This is a genomic window from Streptomyces parvulus, from assembly GCF_014648855.1.
Taxonomy (GTDB): Bacteria; Actinomycetota; Actinomycetes; order Streptomycetales; family Streptomycetaceae; genus Streptomyces; species Streptomyces parvulus.
The window spans coordinates 43,579-61,961 of sequence record NZ_BMRX01000019.1; the positions used below are offsets into that span (position 1 = coordinate 43,579).

Consider the following 18,383-nt stretch of genomic DNA (forward strand, 5'->3'; position numbering starts at 1 on the left):
CACCCCTGGCCGCCCCGGACCACCCCGTGTTACCAAGAGCCATGACCCCGCCCAGCACACCCCCCGCCTCCCGCACCTACGACGCCGTGATCGTCGGCGGCGGCCACAACGGCCTGGTCGCCGCCGCCTACCTGGCCCGCGCGGGCCGCTCCGTGCTGGTACTGGAACGGCTGGACCACACCGGCGGCGCGGCCGTCTCCACCCGCCCGTTCGCCGGCGTCGACGCCCGGCTGTCCCGGTACTCGTACCTGGTCAGCCTGCTGCCGCGGAAGATCCTGCGGGACCTGGGGCTGGAGTTCCAGGTGCGCGGGCGCACGGTCTCCTCGTACACGCCCGTCGAGCGCGCCGGGCGCCCCACCGGGCTCCTCGTGGGCGGCGGCGAGCGGCGCACCCGGGAGTCGTTCGCCCGGCTCACCGGCTCGGAACGGGAGTACGCCGCCTGGCAGCGGTTCTACGCCATGACCGGACACGTCGCCGAACGGGTCTTCCCGACCCTCACCGAACCCCTGCCCACCCGCGACGGGCTGCGCCGCCGGATCGACGACGAGGCCGCCTGGCGTGCCCTGTTCGAGGAACCGGTGGGCGTCGCGATCGAGGAGCACTTCGCCGACGACACGGTCCGCGGCGTGGCCCTCACCGACGCCCTGATCGGCACCTTCGCCGACGCCCACGACCCCTCGCTGGCCCAGAACCGGTGCTTCCTGTACCACGTGATCGGCGGCGGCACCGGCGCCTGGGACGTGCCGGTCGGCGGCATGGGCGCCCTCACCGACGCCCTCGCGGACGCGGCCCGCGCCGCCGGCGCCGAACTGGCCACCGGCCACGAGGCGGTGCGGATCGACACCGACGGACGCTCGGCCGAGGTCACCCACCGGTCCGCCGACGGCGAGCACGTCACCGCCGCACGGCACGTCCTGGTGAACGCCTCCCCGCGAGAACTGGCCGCCCTGACCGGCACGCCCGCGCCGCCGCCCGCCGAGGGCGCCCAGCTCAAGGTCAACATGCTGCTCGACCGGCTCCCCGCGCTGCGCGACCCCGACGCCGATCCCCGCGAGGCCTTCGCCGGCACCTTCCACATCGCCGAGGGATACGAGCAACTGGCCGCCGCCCACGCCCAGGCCACCGCCGGGTCCCTGCCCGCCGCCCCGCCCTCCGAGATCTACTGCCACTCCCTGACCGACCCCACCATCCTCGGGCCCGGCCTCGCCGCCCGCGGCATGCACACCCTCACCCTCTTCGGCCTGCACACCCCCGCCCGGCTCTTCGCCGGGGACAACGACGCCGTGCGCGAAGACCTCCTGAAGTCGACCCTCGCCCAGCTCGACGCCCATCTCGCCGAGCCGATCGCCGACTGCCTGGCGGCCGACGCCGACGGAAGGCCCTGCATCGAGGCCCGGACGCCGCTCGACCTGGAGCGCGACCTGCGCCTGCCCGGCGGCAACATCTTCCACCGCGAGCTGTCCTGGCCCCACACCCAGGACGGCACCGGCCGCTGGGGCGTGGAGACCGCGCAGGCCAACGTCCTGCTCTGCGGGGCGGGCGCGGTGCGCGGGGGAGGGGTGAGCGGCGTGCCGGGGCACAACGCGGCGATGGCGGTACTGGAGACGACCCGCTGACGGACGCCCCCGTGGGAGGCGATCTGCGCCCCGCCCGCCGATCCGCCCCGTCGCCGCGCTAGTCGGCCGAAGCCGTCCACCCCACCGGCGCCACGCGCGCGGCGTCGGCCGGGCGGGCGTCGTGGAACAGGACGCGGCTCCCCGCCTCCGCCCGCAGCCCGTCGACGTACGCCCCGCGGCCCACGTACAGCCGGTCGGTCGTGTACCGCCAGCGCAGCGTGAGCGAGCGCGCGGCCGGGAGGTCGGCCGTGAGCCGGTGCCAGACGCGGCCCGACCAGCCGGTGGCCGAGCCGTCCTCGTGCGCCACGGGTCCCTCTCCACGCCGCGCGGTCGTGAACGGGACGGGCAGCCAGCCGGCGCCGCCGTCCGTCGACGCCTCCAGGACCAGCGCGTCGGCGCCGGGTTCGGTGTCCCACCACAGGGCGCAGCGCAGCCGCGCCCGCCCGGCCGACGTGTCCAGCGCGGGCAGCGTGAGCGTGGCCGTGGCGGCGCTCGCCGTCCCCGAGAACCACGCGGTGCGCCCCTGCTCGGGCCGGACCGCCACCGCCCGCGCCAGATCGGTGCCGGCCGCCACCCGGGGAGCCGACCCCGAGCGCCAACCGCGCACCGGGTGAACGGAGTTGCCGAGCACCACCAGGAACGAGTCCGTGGTGGGGTCGAGCACCAGGGACGTGCCCGTGAAGCCGGTGTGCCCGGCCGTGCGCGGCGTCGCCATGGCGCCCATGTACCAGTGCTGGTACAGCTCGAAGCCCAGGCCGTGCGCGTCGCCCGGGAAGTCCGTGTTGAAGTCGGTGAACATCAGCTCCACCGACTCGGGCCGCAGGACGCGCGCCCGCCCGTACGAACCGCCGTTGAGCAGGGTCCGGCCCAGCACCGCGAGGTCCCACGCGCAGGAGAACACCCCGGCGTGACCGGCGACGCCGCCGAAGGCGAAGGCGTTCTCGTCGTGCACCTCGCCCCACACCAGACCGCGGTCGAGGCCGGACCAGGGCCGCCGGGCGTCCTCGGTGGCGGCGATGCGCGGCCGCCAGGACGCGGGCGGGTTGTAGCGGGTGCTCCGCAGGCCGAGCGGGCCGGTGACCTCGTCGCGCAGCAGCACGTCGAGGGCGCGGCCCGTGATCCTCTCCAGCACCAGCTGGAGCGAGATCATGTTCAGGTCCGAGTACAGGTACGCCGTGCCGGGCGGGCTGACGGGTGCCTCGTCGAAGACGAGCCGCACCCTCTCCTCGTGGGTGGGCGCGCCGTACAACGGGATCCACGACCGGAACCCGGAGGTGTGCGTGAGCAGCTGGCGGACCGTCACGTCCTGCTTGCCGGCCCGCCCGAACTCCGGCAGGTACGAGGCGACCGGCGCCTCCAGCTCCAGCGCGCCCCGCTCCAGCTGCTGCACGGCGAGGATCGAGGTGAACAGCTTGGAGACGGACGCGAGGTCGAAGACGGTGTCGGCGGCCATGGGGATCTGCTCCGCCGGCGGGAACTCGACACCGGTGTCCGTGGCCTCGTCGTACGCCCGGTAGCGCACCGCCATGCCGATCGGCTCGTGCAGCGCGACCGTGCCGCCCCGGCCGGCCAGCAGCACGGCGCCCGCGTACCAGGGATGCTGGGGCGAGGGTCCGAGAAAGGCCTCCGCGTCGCTGACGAGCCGGCGCAGATGACCGGGGAGCAGCCCCGCACGCTCGGCGGAGCCGCGCCGGAGGGTGGGCCCGCGGCCCCGGTCCGAGACGGCCTCGGCCGGTCCCGCCGCGAACGGCGCGATGGCCAGGGCACCGCCCAGGGCCAGGGCGCCGGCGCCCAGTTGACGCCGTGTGAACCCGCCTGTCGCCTGTCCGGCCATCGAAGAGTCTCCCGCCACCGAAGCTGAAAGTATCTTTCCCGGATCGCCGTGCGGAGTGAAACTTTCCTGTCAGTGACGGGTTCGTGTCAATGGGTCGTACGGGCCCCGGGGCAGGGGACGCACGCGGCTTGACCCGCCCCGGCGGGCGGCCGAGGATCATGTCATGACGCCCGGACACGGCAGCACCGTCGACGGGGTGCTGCGGCGCAGCGCCCGACGCACCCCGGCGCGCGTGGCGGTCGAGTACCGCGACCGCACCTGGACCTACGGGGAACTCGACAGCGCGGTCTCCCGCGCGGCGAGCGTCCTGCTGGCCGAGGGACTCGCCCCCGGCGACCGGGTCGCCGCCTACGGACACAACTCCGACGCCTACCTGATCGCCTTCCTGGCCTGCTCCCGGGCCGGCCTCGTGCACGTCCCGGTCAACCAGAACCTCACCGGCGACGACCTCGCGTACCTCGTCGGCCAGTCCGGCAGCTCCCTGGTCCTCGCCGACCCCGGCCTCGCCGGCCGGCTGCCCGCCACCCACCGCGTCCTCGCGCTGCGCGACGCGGACGACTCCCTGCTCGCCCGGCTGGCCGCGGCCCCCGAGCACGACGGCCCAGAACCGGCGGGCGACGCCCTGGTGCAGCTCCTCTACACCTCCGGGACCACCGCCCTGCCCAAGGGCGCGATGATGACCCACCGGGCCCTGGTGCACGAGTACCTCAGCGCCATCACCGCCCTCGACCTGCGGGCCGGCGACCGCCCCGCGCACGCGCTGCCGCTCTACCACTCCGCGCAGACCCACGTCTTCCTGCTGCCCTACCTCGCCGTCGGCGCCACGAACATCATCCTGGACGCCCCGGACGGCGACCGGCTCTTCGACCTGATCGAAGCCGGGCGCGTGGACAGCCTCTTCGCGCCGCCCACCGTGTGGATCGGCCTCGCGAACCGCGCCGACTTCGCCACCCGCGACCTGGCCGGCCTGCGCAAGGCCTACTACGGGGCGTCGATCATGCCGGTGCCCGTCCTGGAGCGGCTGCGCGAGCGTCTGCCCGCGCTGGCCTTCTACAACTGCTTCGGCCAGAGCGAGATCGGCCCCCTCGCCACCGTCCTCGGCCCCGACGAGCACGAGGGCCGGATGGACTCCTGCGGGCGGCCCGTCCTCTTCGTCGACGCGCGCGTGGTCGACGAGGACGGCGCCGACGTACCCGACGGCACCCCCGGTGAGGTCGTCTACCGCTCGCCGCAGCTGTGCGAGGGCTACTGGGACAAGCCCGAGGAGACCGAAGCCGCCTTCCGCGGCGGCTGGTTCCACTCCGGCGACCTCGCCGTACGGGACGCGGACGGCTACTACACGATCGTCGACCGCGTGAAGGACGTGATCAACTCCGGCGGCGTCCTGGTCGCCTCCCGTCAGGTCGAGGACGCCCTCTACACCCACGACGGCGTCGCCGAGGTCGCGGTGATCGGCCTCCCCGACGAACGCTGGATCGAGGCCGTCACCGCCGTCGTCGTCCCGCGCGGCGAGGTCACCGAGGACGCGCTGATCGCCCACGCCCGGGACCGGCTCACCGCGTTCAAGGCCCCCAAGGCGGTGCGCTTCGTGGACGCCCTGCCGCGCAACGCCAGCGGCAAGATCCTCAAACGCGAACTCCGCGACCGCCTCGCCGGTTCCTGACGCCGCGGCTCCACGGGCGGGCGGGCTGGTGAAAGGCACCCCTCACGTGGCCTGTCGGCGCTCGGACCCGGTCGCTAGGCTGACCGCGAACGACGTAACCGGGAGGAGCACGGACGTGGCCGAGAGCACCACCCACCAGCGCCCGATCATGGGCTGGGACAAGCCGGAGCTGGACCTCAGCGAGGCGCAGTGGCAGTCGAGCAGCCGGGGCCTGGGGGATGTCCAGATCGCCTTTGTCGAGGGCTTCGTCGCCATGCGCAACAGCGACAGCCCGGAAAGCCCGTCCCTGATCTTCACCCCGGCGGAATGGGGCGCGTTCGTGTCGGGGGCGCGCGAGGGGGAGTTCGACCTCACCTGACCCGCCGGGCGCAGTGCGCCGACCGGCCGAACCGGGGTGTCCCGTCCGACGGCGGGGGGAAGGCCGTACTCCGGAGGTGAGGCCGCCCATGAGCATCCTGCCGGTCATCGCGGCCGTCGACGGTTCCGACGACAGCCTGCGCGCCCTGGACTGGGCCCTCGACGCCGCACACCGGCGCGGGGCACCCCTGCGGGTGGTGCACGTGCGCCAGTACGCCACCTGGGCCCAGACCGATGTCCTGGTCGCGGGCGAGCCGGACACCGGCGAGGACCCCGTGCTGGAGCAGGCCCGCGCCCACCTCCAGGGGCGCGCCTACGCCGTGGCCACGGAGTACGTCGGGATGGAGGGCGTGCCCGGTGCCGCGCTGCCCGAGCTGGGCGCCGACTCCCAGCTGCTGGTGCTCGGCTCCCGGGGCCGAGGCGGCTTCGCGGGCCTGCTGCTCGGCTCCAACGGCGTGGCCGCCGCCCGCGACGCCGGGTGCCCCGTCGTCGTGGTCCCTCGCCCCGGCCGCGAGGTCCACGGGGAGGCACCGGCCGAGGAGGGACCCCGGGTGGTCGTCGGACTGCACGTGGACAGTCCCGACGACGCCACCCTCGCCTTCGCCTTCGCCGAGGCCGCGCTGCGCGGTGCCCGGCTCCAGGCGGTCGCCTCCTATCCGTGGCCGGTGCAGACCTGGGCCGCGGCGGGTCAGATGATGCCGATGGTCATCGACGAGGTCTCCATCGAGAGCGAGACCCGCGTCCTCGCCGACGGCTTCCTCGCCCCCCACCGGGGACGCCACCCCGAGGTCCGGGCCGAGACCCACGCCGTGCCGGGCGACGCCGCCGGAAACCTGGTCGCGGCCTCCGCCGGCGCCGACCTGGTCGTCGTCGGCCGCCACCGCCGCCGCCTGCTGGTCCCCGCCCGGATGATGGGCTCGGTCACCCACGCCGTGCTGCTGCACGCGGCGTCCCCCGTCGCGGTGGTCCCACCCTCGCCACCGGCGGGCTGAGCGGCCCGAGCCGTCCGCGCCCCGCGACCGCCGGAACTCCGCGGCCCCGCCGTGCCTATCATCGGCGCATGCAGGACTCACCCGGCGGCGACGCCCGGATCGCGCTCGACCTCGTCCTGACCGTCCGGCACGACGGGCACGGCGGGGTCGCCGACGACCTCGCCGACCCCGCCGGCCTCGCCGCCTGGGTACGGGCCCGCCCCGGCCTCGTACCGGACGCGGACGGCGCCGACCTCGCCGCCGTCCGCGAGGTGCGGGCCGCCGCCCGCGCCCTCTTCGCCCGCGCCGTGCGGCCCGGCGAGCCGAGCCCCGCCGACGCCGCCCGGCTGCTGCCCGTACCCGAAGCCCTGCGCCGCCTCAACGAGGCCGCCGCACGCACCCCCACCGTCCCCGTCCTGCACTGGTCCGACGCGGGCGCCCCCGTCGTGCGCACCGCCCCCGCGTCCGGCACCCGGCGGCCCGACCTCACCGCCGCACTCGCCCGGGCCGTCATCGGCTTCCTCGCGGGCCCCGACCGGGAGCGGCTGCGGGCCTGCCACGCACCGCGCTGCGTGCGGTACTTCCTCAAGGACCACCCCCGACAGGAATGGTGCAAGCCGTCCTGCGGCAACCGGGCCCGGGTGGCGCGCCACCAGCGGCGCCGGGGGCCGGCCGCCGGGCCCCTGCTCTAGCCGGACCGCACGCCCGTCCGCCGGGTCCGGCCACGTACCATGGCGGCATGTCGTTCCTCCGCCGCCGCAGCGCCACGCCCGCCGGGCCCGACTTCGACGTCCTGGCCATGGACCCGGGCGACTGGCCCGGCAACCTGGGTGCCGGGCTGCTGCCCGCGCCCGACGGCAGCTGCCAGGGCGTCTTCCTGCGCTACGACCTGTTCGGCGGCCGCGGCCCCGCGATGATCATCGGCAACCTGCCGGAGGGCTCCCCGGCCCGCGAGGTCCCCGAGGGCGAGATCCCCTTCGAGGTCGCGCAACTGCTGCTGGCGCTGGAGAACGACGAGGAGGTCACCGTCGTCGGCGCCGAGGACGTCCCGGTGATGCAGGGCGACAACCTGCTCATCGTGCGCCGCCTCAAGCTCTCCGAGGGCCGGATCTCCTGCGTGCAGTTCGACCGCAGCGACGGCGTCCTGGTGACCATCGCCGCCTGGGACCGCCCGATCACAGACGACCTGTACGCCCTGTTGAAGCCGCTCCCGGCGGAGCTGTTCCAGCAGGGCTGACCCGGGCGGCTACCGCACGGTCGAGAGCGTCACGTCGGCGACGCGCACGTACCCGACCCGGTGGCCGTACTGGATCTCGTAGTACTGGTCCTCGCCCCGCACCACCCGGTGGGACGCCGTGTCGAACCCGACCGCGTAGTAGTACTCGCCGGGTACCTTCTCACCGACCACGTACTTCTGCCCCGCGCCCAGGGTGTACGGCAGCGGCGACACGGCCTGGGCCGGCACGTCCGCCGGGTAGGCGGCCTTCTCCGGGTACGCCCGTCCGTAGACGGGGACGCCGGCCAGCCCCTTCCTCGGGGTGATCACCCGGCCCGACGCGGGAACGGCAGCCGGGCTCTTCGCCGGGTCGTGGAACCACGCCTTCTGGCCCAGGTACCAGATGGCCGTCCAGTCGCCCCACCGGTCGGCCACCGCGAACTGCTGGCCCGTGGAGACCCGCGACGACAGGTCGTTCACCCCGTTCGTCGGGGCCGAGCCGAGGCCGACGTCCTTGATCAGGGGCGCGTTCACGTCGTGGTCCGAGTACAGCCGCACCGCGCTGGAGCCGTGCGTCGCGCAGGTCTCGCCCGCCTTCTCGCAGCCGGTGTACTCAGGGCGGTTGGCGGCGTAGGCGGGGCGGATCGTCACCAGCCCCGACTTCCGGCCGGCGGTCGGCTCGAACGGCCGGCCGAGCAGCCGGAAGTAGTGCGCCCAGTCCCAGTACGGTCCCGGGTCGGTGTGCATGCCCGGGATCGTCGCGGTGGTGGTGCCGGGGACGGTGTCGTGCCCCAGGATGTGCTGCCGGTCCAGCGGGATGTCGTACTTCTTCGCCAGGTACTTCACCAGCCGCGCCGACGAGCGGTACATGGCCTCCGTGTACCAGGCGTCCGGCTCGGCCAGGAAGCCCTCGTGCTCCAGGCCGACCGACTTGGCGTTGACGTACCAGTTGCCCGCGTGCCAGGCCACGTCCTTCCCCTTCACGTGCTGGGCGATGTGCCCGTCGGTGGAGCGGAGCGTGTAGTTCCAGGAGACGTAGGTGGGGTCCTGGACCATGTTGAGCACGCCGTCCCAGGCGCCCTCGGTGTCGTGCACGACGATGTACCGCACGCGCTGCGAGGCCGGCCGGTCCGCCAGGTCGTGGTTGCCGTAGTCACCGTCCCCGAACTCCTCGTACGGCGCCGGGATCCACTCGCAGGACACCGACTTCGGGCACTCGGTGCCGGCGGCGGAGGCGGTGCGCAGCCCCGCGCCGGCCAGCTGCCCGGTGTCGGGGGCCACGTCCGGACGGGCGGCCAGGGTGACGCGCTGCCCGGCGTCCGTCGTCCGCCGCTCGCCCGCGCGGATCACCTCGTAGACGTCGTTCGCGTACGCCGCCGCGGTCGCCGAGTCCTCCGCGCCCGAGAAGCGCGCCACCGCCCCGTACCAGTCCGTCGGGTCGGCGCTCAGCGGCTCGCCGAGTTCCCGCTGGGCGGCGGCCAGCAGCGCGGCACCGCCGGACACGTTCGCGGCCGGGTCGGTGCGCAGGGCCTCGGCGCTCAGGCCGGTCAGCTCGGCCGCCCGGGGCAGCGTCGTCAGCCGGTCCGGCAGGGCGGCGGCGCGCGCGGCCCTCGCCTTCGGGTGCAGCGGGGCCCGGGCGTCGTCGCCGCGCGGGTCCTCGGTGCCCTCGTCGTGGTGCGAGGCTCCGGCCAGGGCCGTGCGGGCGTCGGTCAGGTGCAGCGGGCCGTAGCCGCCGGTCACGCTCGGGGCTCCGCCGTGCGCGTCCCAGCGGGACTGGAGGTAGGAGACGCCGAGCAGCACGCTCTGCGGCACCCGGTACTCGGCGGCCGCGGTGGCGAACGCCCGCTGGAGGCGGTCCGTGGCGGGCGGTGCGTCGGTGGGGCCGGCGGCGGACGGTGCCGCGCCGAGCAGTGGCAGCAGCAGTGCGGCGCCGGCCAGGGCGGGCACCAGGGGGGACCTTCGCAAAGCGGCCTCCTGTGACGGTCGGACGTGTGGGGGACGTGCGGGGCCGGGCGTGGGTCAGTGTTACCCGGCCGTCCGATGATCCGTCAATCATGCCGTCGTAGCCCCGATTTCCCACGTCAGCCGGGCTTCGGCGAGTTTCGCGGCGGCGGGGGCACCGGCCTGCGCGGCGTCACTGGCGTACACCAATGGCCCCTGCACTCACCCGGACGCGAAAAATCCGCGGTGCGCCCCGAAGGACACACCGCGGACCGTCCTTCCCGCGTCAGCGCGTGCCGACCGCCGCCCGCACCGCCCGGCGGGCCATCTGGCAGTCGTCGTGCAGACGGCGCAGCAGCAGCCGCTGCTCCTCGCCGGTCGGTGTGGCGCCGGGGTGGGCCGGCGCGGCCGACGGTGCCGGGGCCGCGTCGTGCATGGACCGCTGCACAGCCGTCTCGTAGGTGCGGATCTCCCTGGTCAGGACCAGCATCAGATTCACCAGGAAGGCGTCGCGCGCCGCCGTGCCCGTCGACTGGGCGATCTGGCTGATCTGACGACGGGCCACCGGGGCGTCACCGAGGACCGCCCACAGCGTCGCCAGGTCGTAGCCGGGCAGGTACCAGCCGGCGTGCTCCCAGTCCACCAGCACCGGGCCGGCCGGTGACATCAGGATGTTGGAGAGCAGCGCGTCACCGTGGCAGAACTGCCCCATGCCCTGGCGGCCGCTCGCGTGGGCGATGCCGTGCAGCAGCTTCTGCAGGTCACCCAGGTCGCGGTCGGTGAGCAGCCCCAGCTCGTGGTAGCGCGAGATCCGGGCCGCGTAGTCCAGCGGGGCGTCGAACGCCCCGGCCGGGGGCCGCCAGGCGTTCAGCCGGCAGATCGCGCCGAGCGCCGCCCGGATGTCCGCGCGCGGCGGGGCCTCCAAGGGGTGGCGCTGCAACGCGGCCACCCGTCCCGGCATCCGCTCGATGACCAGCGTGCCGTTGTCCGGATCCGCCGCGATCAGCCTCGGCACCCGCACCGGAGGGCGCTGCCGGACGAACGAGCGGTATGCCCCTATCTCGTGCCGGATCCGCTCCGACCACGCCGGCGAGTGGTCCAGTAAGCACTTCGCGACCGCCGTGCTGCGCCCGGTCGTACCGACCAGGAGCACGGAGCGCCCGCTGCGGCGCAGGACCTGCACGGGGGAGAACTCCGGGCAGATGCGGTGCACGGCGGCGATCGCCGTGCGCAGTTGGGCCCCCTGGGGGCCGGACAGGTCGATTCTTCCGCTGAGCGGCTGCGTGCCGGGCCCCGCGCCGCGCCGCACCCTGCCCGCCCCGAGCACCGGGGCCGCCGGACGCGCGGGGGCGAGATAGGGGCCGCCGCCCGCCGCCGGGCGGGGGTGCAGCGAGCGCTGCGGGGCGGACACGGAGGACGATGCTGCGTACATGGGCGAGACAGATCCCTTCGTGTGCCTGCTGTGCCTGCCTGAAGACCGGCGCCCGTCCGGGGTGTCGGAGGAGCGCGTCTTCCGTGCGTCGTCGCGCCGCCCGCCCGGCCGGCCGGGGGCCACCCTGGGGAGTGACTCCACGGCGGCCGGGTCGGGGTGGCGCATTCCTACCTGACACCCGGCCGCCCGTGGCACACCATCTGGCGCACCCTGGCGAACGGTGGCGAATAGTCGCCCGGCAACCCGCACCGGGCTACTGTCAACTCAGCCGAGAACCTGGGGGCTTGACGTGAGCGGAGAACCCAACACCCGTCTTTCGGACCTGTTCGGCCTGGCCGGCTGGTCCAAGGGGGAGCTCGCGAGGCTGGTGAACCGGCAGGCGGCGGCCATGGGCCACCCCCAGCTGGCGACCGACACCTCGCGGGTGCGGCGGTGGATCGACGTGGGAGAGATCCCGCGCGATCCGGTGCCGCGCGTGCTGGCGGTTCTGTTCACCGAGCGACTCGGCCGTGTCGTGACCATCGAGGACCTCGGTCTGGTCCGGCACGGGCGCGCGGGGAAACGGCAGGGCGGCGGGAGCGAGGAACATCCCGACGGAGTGCCGTGGGCGCCCGAGCGGACTGCGGCGGTCCTCACCGAATTCACGGGAATGGACCTCATGCTCAACCGACGCGGCTTGGTGGGCGCGGGCGCCGCGCTCGCCGCGGGCTCCGCACTCAGCAGCGCCATGCACGACTGGCTCCACACCGACCCGGCCCTCGCGGCCGACGCCCCCGACCTCCGCACACCTCCGCACGCCGACCCCGCCGGGTTCGACCGCTACGAGGCCGCACCCATCGGGTCGCAGGAAGTGGAGGAACTGGAGCGCTCGGTCGAGGTGTTCCGCGCCTGGGACGCCGCCCGGGGCGGCGGGCTCCAGCGCAAGGCGGTCGTGGGCCAGCTCAACGAGGTGGGCGGCATGCTCTCCTACCACCACCCACCCCATCTCCAGCGGCGCCTGTGGGGCGTCGCCGCCAACCTCGCCGTCCTCGCGGGCTGGATGTCGCACGACGTCGGCCTCGAACCCACGGCCCAGAAGTACTTCGTCATCGCCGCGCACGCCGCGCGCGAGGGCGGCGACCGGCCCCGGGCCGGGGAGGCGCTCTCCCGGGCGGCCCGCCAGATGGTGCACCTGGGCCGGCCCGACGACGCGCTCGACCTGATGAAGCTGGCCAAGTCCGGCTCCGGCGACGAGGTGCTGCCGCGCACCCAGGCCATGCTCTGCACCATCGAGGCCTGGGCACAGGCCTCCATGGGCAAGGGCCAGGCCATGCGGCGCACCCTCGGGCGGGCCGAGGACCTGTTCGTCTCCGACAAGGCCGATGTGCCGCCCCCGGACTGGATGCAGACGTTCAAGGAGGAGGATCTGTACGGCATGCAGGCCCTCGCCTACCGGACGCTCGCCGACTTCGAGCCGGACGCCGCCGCGCACGCGCAGCACTACGCCGAGAAGGCGCTGGCCCTCAGGATCGACGGCCGCCAGCGGTCGAAGATCTTCGACTACCTCTCCATGGCCAGCGCCTGCTTCATCGCCGACGACCCCGAACAGGCGGACCGGTACGCGCGTCTGGCCCTGGTGTCGATGGGGTCCAACTCCTCCCAGCGGACCTGGGACCGGTTGCGGCAGATGTACCGGCTCACCGCCGAGTACTCCGGCTACCCGAAGATCGAGGAACTGCGCGAGGAGATCGAACTGGCGCTGCCCAAGGGCAAGTCGGCCAGGGGAAAGGGGAAGGGCGGCGGCAACGTCGCGCCGGCGTAGGGGGCGACGCGTCGCTCAGGAGGTCACCCGGGCCACCAGCACACCGGCGTCGTCCGGCGACGCGGTCCCGGCCGGCCCTTCCTCCAGGGCGATCCGTACGCCGTCTTGCGCGCGGTACGCGCCGGTCAGCCGGGGTGCCAGCGAGAGGAGGCGTGCCACGGTCCCGGGTCGCGCCGCACCGGTGTGCAGGAGCACCAAGTCGCCCGGTACGAGCGTCTCCTCGCCGCTGCCGGTCAGCGCCCGGCCCGTGCCCGCTCGGAACAGCAGCGGCGGGACCGCGCTTCCGGCTCCGGCCCAGACCAGGGTGCGGGTGCGGGGCGTGTAGCCGCAGTAGACGGCGGAGCCGGCGGCGCCGAGGGCGGTGCCCTCCAGCAACCCGTCCAGTCGGCCGGGGAGTTGCGCCGGCCGGGTCCCCGCCGTGGCCAGGCCCCGCAGGGCTCCGATCAGCATCACCGGGCCCTGCGCCTCGTCGGTCTCCGCGCCGGGGAGGTCGCCGGCGGCGAGCAGGGTGTCGTCGCCGGTGAGCGGGCACGCGTCGTACCAGGCACGGTGCCGGGGCGCGCGGTCCGACGAGGGCAGGTACCCGGCGGCCAGGTCGAGACCCGGCCGTCCCTGGTGCGGGAACCGCAGGAGGCCGTGCCAGGGCGCGGACGCGGCCTCCCGCGGTTCGACCGCGGCCCGGGGCCCGGCGTCCGCGGGCCCCGGACGGTGACGGAGCGAGTCACGGGTCTCGCTCACCACCCTTTGGCTGCGGCGCAGTTCGCTGACGTCCCGCAGCACCGCCCACATGGAGGCGGTGCTGCCGTCGGCGTCGAGCACGGGCTCGCCCATCATGTGCACGGAGCGCACGGTGCCGTCGGAGCGCACCACCCGGAACTCCCCGTCGATGGGCCGGGCGTCGATCAGGCAGTCCGTGACCATCGCGGTCAGCTTCGGCCGGTCCTCGGTCACCACCAGGGAGGGGAGTTCGTCGAGGCTGAGCGGGGTCGAGCCGGGGTCGCGGCCGAGGATCTGGAACAGCTCCCCGGACCAGTCGGCCTCGTCCGTCAGCAGGTTCCACTCCGCGCTGCCGACCCGGCTCAGCAGTGAACCGGCGCGTGGCTCGGGTGCCGGGCCGTCCCGCAGTTGCGCCAAGTGCGCGTCGAGGTCCGTGAGCTGGTGCAGCGCGAGGTCGTACAGCGCGCGCTGCCAGCGTCCCCGGGGGTCCGCGGTCCCGCCCTGGCTGCCCCGCCGCACCGCGTCCACGTCGCCCCGCAGCCGCCGCGCCTGCGATATGAGGGACTCGACGGAGCCGCGTCCCGGCGGCGGGGCGGCGGGGTGGTCCGCGGAGAGATGGGGTGACATGACGCACTCCGATGTGCAGACGGTACGACCAGGATGAACCGGGGCCGGCGGAAGGACCGTTACGACTGTTGCACAGCCCGCGACCGGCCGTAAGGGATTCGGCAACACACGATACGGTGGTGCTTCCGGCATATGCCAGCGTCTTGGCGGAGCGACTTCGGTACGTGGGGGGCCTACGTGCCCGGATGGTCAAGTCGTAGAGGCGCTACGGGGCTTGAGGGGGGTCGAACTCCGGAGCCGTCGTCGTCCAGGCGTTCGGCGGACGCGTGTTCTATGCCAGGTCGCCGAGGGCCGGCCGCGGCGCCAGGACGACCGGCGTGCGCACGCCCGTCTCCAGCGCCCGCACCCCCGCCTCGGCGGCCGCGGCGGCGGCGTAGCCGTCCCAGGTGCCGGGGCCGGTGACGCGTCCGGCGCGGGTGGCGTCCACCCAGGCCTGGACCTGGCGGTCGTAGGCGTCGGCGAAGCGTACGAGGTAGTCCTGCGGCACCTCCTCGCGGGCACCGCCCGCCGCCGTCACCAGCATGCCGTGCGCCTCGCCGATCCGGGCGCTGCCCGACTCGCAGACGGCCTCGCAGCGCACCTCGTAGCCGAAGCCGCAGTTGACGAAGACCTCCACGTCCACGACCGCGCCGCCCTCGGTCTCGAACAGCACCAGCTGCGGATCGAGCAGCCCCTCGGGCGCCCCCGAGGACGGCCGCGGCCGGAGCACGGTCACCGCGCTCAGCTCCTGTCCGAGCAGCCAGCGGGCGGCGTCGATCTCGTGCGAGACGGAGCTGTTGACCAGCATCGCCGAGGTGAAGTGCGGTGGCGAGGAGACGTTGCGGTGCACGCAGTGCAGCATCAGGGGGCGGCCCAGCCGGCCGCCGTCCAGCAGCGACTTCAGCCGCCGGTACTCGGCGTCGTACCGGCGCATGAAACCGATCTGCGCCAGCCGCCTGCCGAGCCGCGCCTCCGCCTCCACCACGCGCAGGGCGCCCGCGGCGTCCGGCACCATCGGCTTCTCGCACAGCACCGGCAGCCCCCGCTCGAACGCGGCCAGCAGCGCCTGTTCGTGCGCCTCCCCGGGCGAGGCGACCAGGACGGCGCCGACGCCCGGCGCGTCGAGCGCGGCCTCGGCCTCCGCGTGCACGGTGACCCCGTCGAGCCCGCCGATTCCGCCGACGGCGTCCTTCGCCCGCTCCACGTCGGGGTCCGCGACCGCGGCGACCCTGGCGCCGCTCACCACTGCGTTGATGCGCCGTATGTGGTCGGCGCCCATGTGTCCCGCGCCCAGGACCGCCACACCCAGAAGTTCGCTCACGCCCGCCGGCTCCTTCCCGTCCGCCGCGCGCCCGCGGACGGCGGGCACGTGTCCGGCGGCCAGGGTTTCACGGTCGCCGCGCTCCCCGACAGGGGACGGCCGCGCGGCGCCGCGTCCGGCGTCAGTAGCGCAGCACCCCCGCGATGCCCTCCACGTCGCCGAGCGCGCCGTCCGGTACGAAGCGGACGTCGGCGCCGGTCTCCAGGCACTGCTCGACGATCTCGTCCACGATGTCCTCGCGGGCGTCGAGGTCGCCGTCGAGCGCCGGCAGCAGGTGCTCGCCGTCGTCGCGCATCGTCACCTTGAAGTTCTCCTCGACGGCCAGCAGCCGGACCCGGCCGGTGTGGGCGCTCTCCCACAGCTCGTCGACCCCGGCCGCGAAGTCCTTGCGCCCGCGGGCCGCGTCCAGCTCCCTGGCCACCGCCTCCACGGACCCCCTCGCCTCGTCGTCGAGCACCTGCCGCACCGCCTGCCACACGGCCTCGGGTGTCCCGTGCGCCAGGCCGCCGTGCGGGACCAGCACCGCGCCGGCGGCGAGCGTGCCCGCCTCGGTGAACAGGGACAGCGCCGGCTCGGGACCGGTGACGTACAGCGGCCGGGGACGGGTGCGCAGGATGCCGGCCATCGCGGTGTCGGCGTCGCGCAGGAACCGGCGGGTGCCCTCGTCGCGGAAGGTGCTCGGCGCGTCGCCGATCCGCTCCTGGCGCTCGGGGTCGAAGTCCTCGGCGGGCCGGTCGAGGGGGAAGCCGCCGAGGTGCTCCTCGACGACGCGGTCCACGCCGCCGCTCCAGAGCTTGACGCGGTCGGCGGCCACCGACAGCACCCAGAACGGCCGCTCGGCGGCCTGCGCGGCGACGAGGTTGCGGGTCAGGAAGGTGTCGGAGAGGACCACGCGCTCGGGCACCGAACGGGCGAGCGTCCAGACCTGGTGCTCACCGGGGGCGGCGAAGATCGCCAAGCCGTCCTCGGCGTGGGTCAGGTCGACCTCGGCGAGGGCCCGGTCCAGCTCCCGGCACACCTCGGCGCGGCGCTCCCGGGTGACCGCGGGGTCGTCCTCCAGCTGTTTCTTGGCCGCGGCGACCACGTTGCGCAACCGGACGCGGTCCTGGGCGTTGTCCGGTTCGCGGCGGTGGGTCGGGGTCAGCACGGACACGGCCGGATACGGGCGCGGGCGCCGCAGCTCGGCGAGGGTGGCGGGACTCAGATCGTGCTCCATGTCAGCACGATAGGACCGTTGAACGGATAGGGCATATCGATCACATCGGGCGTTCTGGACGGCCGGTGCGCCGGACCCCTCAGCCCGCCTCGCCCGAGGGGTCCTCCGGCCCGCAGGAGCTGCCGTCGGGCGGCAGGGAGCCGTAGAGCAGGAAGTCGTCGACCTTGCGGTGCACGCACTCCGAGGACGCGTACCCGGTGTGCCCCTCGCCCCGGTTGTCGAGGACCACGGCCGAGGGCCCCAGCCGCTTCGCGGTCTCGGTGGTCCAGCGGTACGGCGTCGCCGGGTCGCCGCGGGTGCCGACGAGCAGCATCCTGGCGGTGTCCACGTTCTTCACGTCCTCGCGGATGTAGTCGGTGCCCGCCGGGCGCCCGTGGCACATGAGGACCTGGGTGAGGCGGTAGCGGCCGAAGACCGGCGAGACCTCCTCGTACCGCGCGCGCAGCCGGTCCAGTGATCCGGCCACCTCGGCCGCGGCCGGGCGGTCGGGGTCGTCGGCGCAGTTCACCGCCATCAGGGCGGCTGGGAGGTTGTCCAGGGGGATGTCCTCCTCGTCCGTGAGCCCCGCGCCCGCGGGGCCGCGGCCCGTCGCGTCCGGATGCGAGCGGACCGGGAAGGTGACGCCCCCGGAGGAGAAGCCCTCCAGGCCCCTGGTGTCGCCGTCCTCCAGCAGCTGGGCCACCGCCCGCTCCAGGGAGGGCCACAGGTCCCTGCTGTACAGCGCCTGGCCCATGGCGCCGACCATGTCCTGGCCCGAGAAGGGCTCGCCGAAGGCCGACGCCACCGGGTCGGAGTCGAGCGAGGCGACGATCCGCCCGACCTGCTCGCGGGCGGCCCGGGCGTCCTGGCCGAACGGGCAGGCGATGTCCTCCACGCACCAGTCGAGGAAGTTCTCCAGCGCGGTCTGCTGGCCCCGCGCACCCGCCAGCCCCTGCTCGGCCAGCGGTTCGGTCAGCGTGTCCACGCCGTCCAGAACCACCCGGCCGACCTTGTCCGGGAATCGGGCGGCGTAGACCGCGCCCAGCCGGGTGCCGTAGGAGAAGCCCAGGTAGTTGAGGCGCCTGTCGCCGAGGGCGCTGCGCATCACGTCCATGTCGCGGGCGGCGTCGACCGTGCCCATGTGGTGCAGCACGGGCCCCGAGAACTCGGCGCACTCGGCCGCCGCCTCCCGCAGCCGCCCGAGCACGTCCTCGGGATCGGTCACCGGCTTCTCCCCGCCCGTCGCCTCGATGATCTTCATCGTCGCCGGGCCGCAGGTCACCGGGGAGGACCGGCCTATGCCCCGGGGGTCGAAGGAGACCACGTCGTAGCCGTTGGTGAGGTGCATGAAGTCCTTGCCCCCGGCGGCCAGTTCGCTGACCCCCGAGCCGCCGGGGCCGCCGAAGTTGAGCAGCACCGAGCCGCGCGACTCGCCCGTCGCCCGGTACCGGGCCAGCGCCAGGTCGAGGGTCTGCCCCCCGGGGCGGGCGTAGTCGAGGGGGACGGTGACCTTGCCGCACTGGAGGTCCTTCGGCATCTCCATGCCCTCGCACGCCGACCAGGTGACCTTCTGGTCGTAGAACCGGGACAGATCGGGGCCGCTCTCCCGCGCGACCGCGGTGGGCAGCCCCGCGCCCAGCAGGGACAGGCCGAGTGCGCCGCTGACCGCGCACCGCCTGACCGAGGGCCGAGTCGACAGCTTGGCCTGCATCG

The 18,383-nt window shown here is 74.6% G+C and carries 14 protein-coding genes; 7 read left to right on the forward strand and 7 right to left on the reverse strand.

The window, feature by feature from the left end; translation table 11 throughout:
• The first annotated feature begins 41 nt into the window (after positions 1–41).
• Positions 42–1,616: a phytoene desaturase family protein gene (locus tag IE108_RS30630; RefSeq protein ID WP_107420057.1), complete on the forward strand. Its 1,575-nt coding sequence runs from the start codon at positions 42–44 to the stop codon at positions 1,614–1,616.
• Between the two features lie 58 nt (positions 1,617–1,674).
• Here the strand turns inward: IE108_RS30630 and IE108_RS30635 are convergent, their stop codons facing one another.
• Positions 1,675–3,450, reverse strand: a complete 1,776-nt coding sequence (locus IE108_RS30635) for a serine hydrolase domain-containing protein (protein ID WP_064726327.1) — start codon at positions 3,448–3,450, stop codon at positions 1,675–1,677.
• A gap of 163 nt (positions 3,451–3,613) precedes the next feature.
• On the opposite strand from IE108_RS30635, the gene IE108_RS30640 reads away from it, so the two are divergent.
• From IE108_RS30640 to IE108_RS30660, 5 genes are all read left to right on the forward strand, one after another.
• The gene (locus IE108_RS30640) at positions 3,614–5,113 is read left to right on the forward strand and encodes an acyl-CoA synthetase (RefSeq protein ID WP_064726326.1); all 1,500 of its coding nucleotides are present in this window, start codon (positions 3,614–3,616) and stop codon (positions 5,111–5,113) included.
• A 115-nt stretch (positions 5,114–5,228) separates the two neighbouring features.
• Positions 5,229–5,471: a DUF397 domain-containing protein gene (locus IE108_RS30645; RefSeq protein WP_064726325.1), complete on the forward strand. Its 243-nt coding sequence runs from the start codon at positions 5,229–5,231 to the stop codon at positions 5,469–5,471.
• Positions 5,472–5,559: 88 nt separating this feature from the next.
• A complete protein-coding gene (locus IE108_RS30650; protein WP_064726324.1) occupies positions 5,560–6,462 on the forward strand; it encodes a universal stress protein in 903 nt (300 codons plus the stop codon).
• Between the two features lie 68 nt (positions 6,463–6,530).
• The gene (locus tag IE108_RS30655) at positions 6,531–7,133 is read left to right on the forward strand and encodes a CGNR zinc finger domain-containing protein (protein ID WP_064726323.1); all 603 of its coding nucleotides are present in this window, start codon (positions 6,531–6,533) and stop codon (positions 7,131–7,133) included.
• 47 nt (positions 7,134–7,180) lie between these two features.
• On the forward strand, positions 7,181–7,678 hold the full coding sequence (locus IE108_RS30660) for a hypothetical protein (RefSeq protein WP_064726322.1): 498 nt from the start codon (positions 7,181–7,183) through the stop codon (positions 7,676–7,678).
• A gap of 9 nt (positions 7,679–7,687) precedes the next feature.
• Here IE108_RS30660 and IE108_RS30665 read toward each other — a convergent pair whose 3' ends face one another.
• The gene (locus tag IE108_RS30665) at positions 7,688–9,622 is read right to left on the reverse strand and encodes an N-acetylmuramoyl-L-alanine amidase (protein WP_229852535.1); all 1,935 of its coding nucleotides are present in this window, start codon (positions 9,620–9,622) and stop codon (positions 7,688–7,690) included.
• Positions 9,623–9,884: 262 nt separating this feature from the next.
• A complete protein-coding gene (locus IE108_RS30670) occupies positions 9,885–11,030 on the reverse strand; it encodes an aminoglycoside phosphotransferase family protein (RefSeq protein WP_064726320.1) in 1,146 nt (381 codons plus the stop codon).
• Positions 11,031–11,319: 289 nt separating this feature from the next.
• Between IE108_RS30670 and IE108_RS30675 the strand changes: the two genes are divergently transcribed.
• The gene (locus IE108_RS30675; RefSeq protein ID WP_064726319.1) at positions 11,320–12,831 is read left to right on the forward strand and encodes a DNA-binding protein NsdB; all 1,512 of its coding nucleotides are present in this window, start codon (positions 11,320–11,322) and stop codon (positions 12,829–12,831) included.
• Positions 12,832–12,846: 15 nt separating this feature from the next.
• Here IE108_RS30675 and IE108_RS30680 read toward each other — a convergent pair whose 3' ends face one another.
• The 4 genes from IE108_RS30680 to IE108_RS30695 form a co-directional block, all read right to left on the reverse strand.
• Entirely contained in the window at positions 12,847–14,175 is a 1,329-nt protein-coding gene (locus IE108_RS30680; RefSeq protein ID WP_064726318.1) for a SpoIIE family protein phosphatase, read from the reverse strand.
• 271 nt (positions 14,176–14,446) lie between these two features.
• Entirely contained in the window at positions 14,447–15,475 is a 1,029-nt protein-coding gene (locus tag IE108_RS30685) for a Gfo/Idh/MocA family protein (RefSeq protein WP_064731619.1), read from the reverse strand.
• A gap of 121 nt (positions 15,476–15,596) precedes the next feature.
• The gene (locus IE108_RS30690) at positions 15,597–16,691 is read right to left on the reverse strand and encodes a baeRF3 domain-containing protein (protein ID WP_064726317.1); all 1,095 of its coding nucleotides are present in this window, start codon (positions 16,689–16,691) and stop codon (positions 15,597–15,599) included.
• Between the two features lie 79 nt (positions 16,692–16,770).
• Entirely contained in the window at positions 16,771–18,381 is a 1,611-nt protein-coding gene (locus IE108_RS30695) for an alpha/beta hydrolase (protein WP_064726316.1), read from the reverse strand.
• Positions 18,382–18,383 lie beyond the last annotated feature (2 nt).

Coding starts and splice junctions, on each gene's coding strand:
- IE108_RS30680 (WP_064726318.1), bottom strand. CDS start 14,175: ATGTCACCCCATCTCTCCGCGGACCACCCCGCCGCCCCGCCGCCGGGA.
- IE108_RS30650 (WP_064726324.1), top strand. CDS start 5,560: ATGAGCATCCTGCCGGTCATCGCGGCCGTCGACGGTTCCGACGACAGC.
- IE108_RS30630 (WP_107420057.1), top strand. CDS start 42: ATGACCCCGCCCAGCACACCCCCCGCCTCCCGCACCTACGACGCCGTG.
- IE108_RS30670 (WP_064726320.1), bottom strand. CDS start 11,030: ATGTACGCAGCATCGTCCTCCGTGTCCGCCCCGCAGCGCTCGCTGCAC.
- IE108_RS30635 (WP_064726327.1), bottom strand. CDS start 3,450: ATGGCCGGACAGGCGACAGGCGGGTTCACACGGCGTCAACTGGGCGCC.
- IE108_RS30660 (WP_064726322.1), top strand. CDS start 7,181: ATGTCGTTCCTCCGCCGCCGCAGCGCCACGCCCGCCGGGCCCGACTTC.
- IE108_RS30655 (WP_064726323.1), top strand. CDS start 6,531: ATGCAGGACTCACCCGGCGGCGACGCCCGGATCGCGCTCGACCTCGTC.
- IE108_RS30695 (WP_064726316.1), bottom strand. CDS start 18,381: ATGCAGGCCAAGCTGTCGACTCGGCCCTCGGTCAGGCGGTGCGCGGTC.
- IE108_RS30640 (WP_064726326.1), top strand. CDS start 3,614: ATGACGCCCGGACACGGCAGCACCGTCGACGGGGTGCTGCGGCGCAGC.
- IE108_RS30690 (WP_064726317.1), bottom strand. CDS start 16,691: ATGGAGCACGATCTGAGTCCCGCCACCCTCGCCGAGCTGCGGCGCCCG.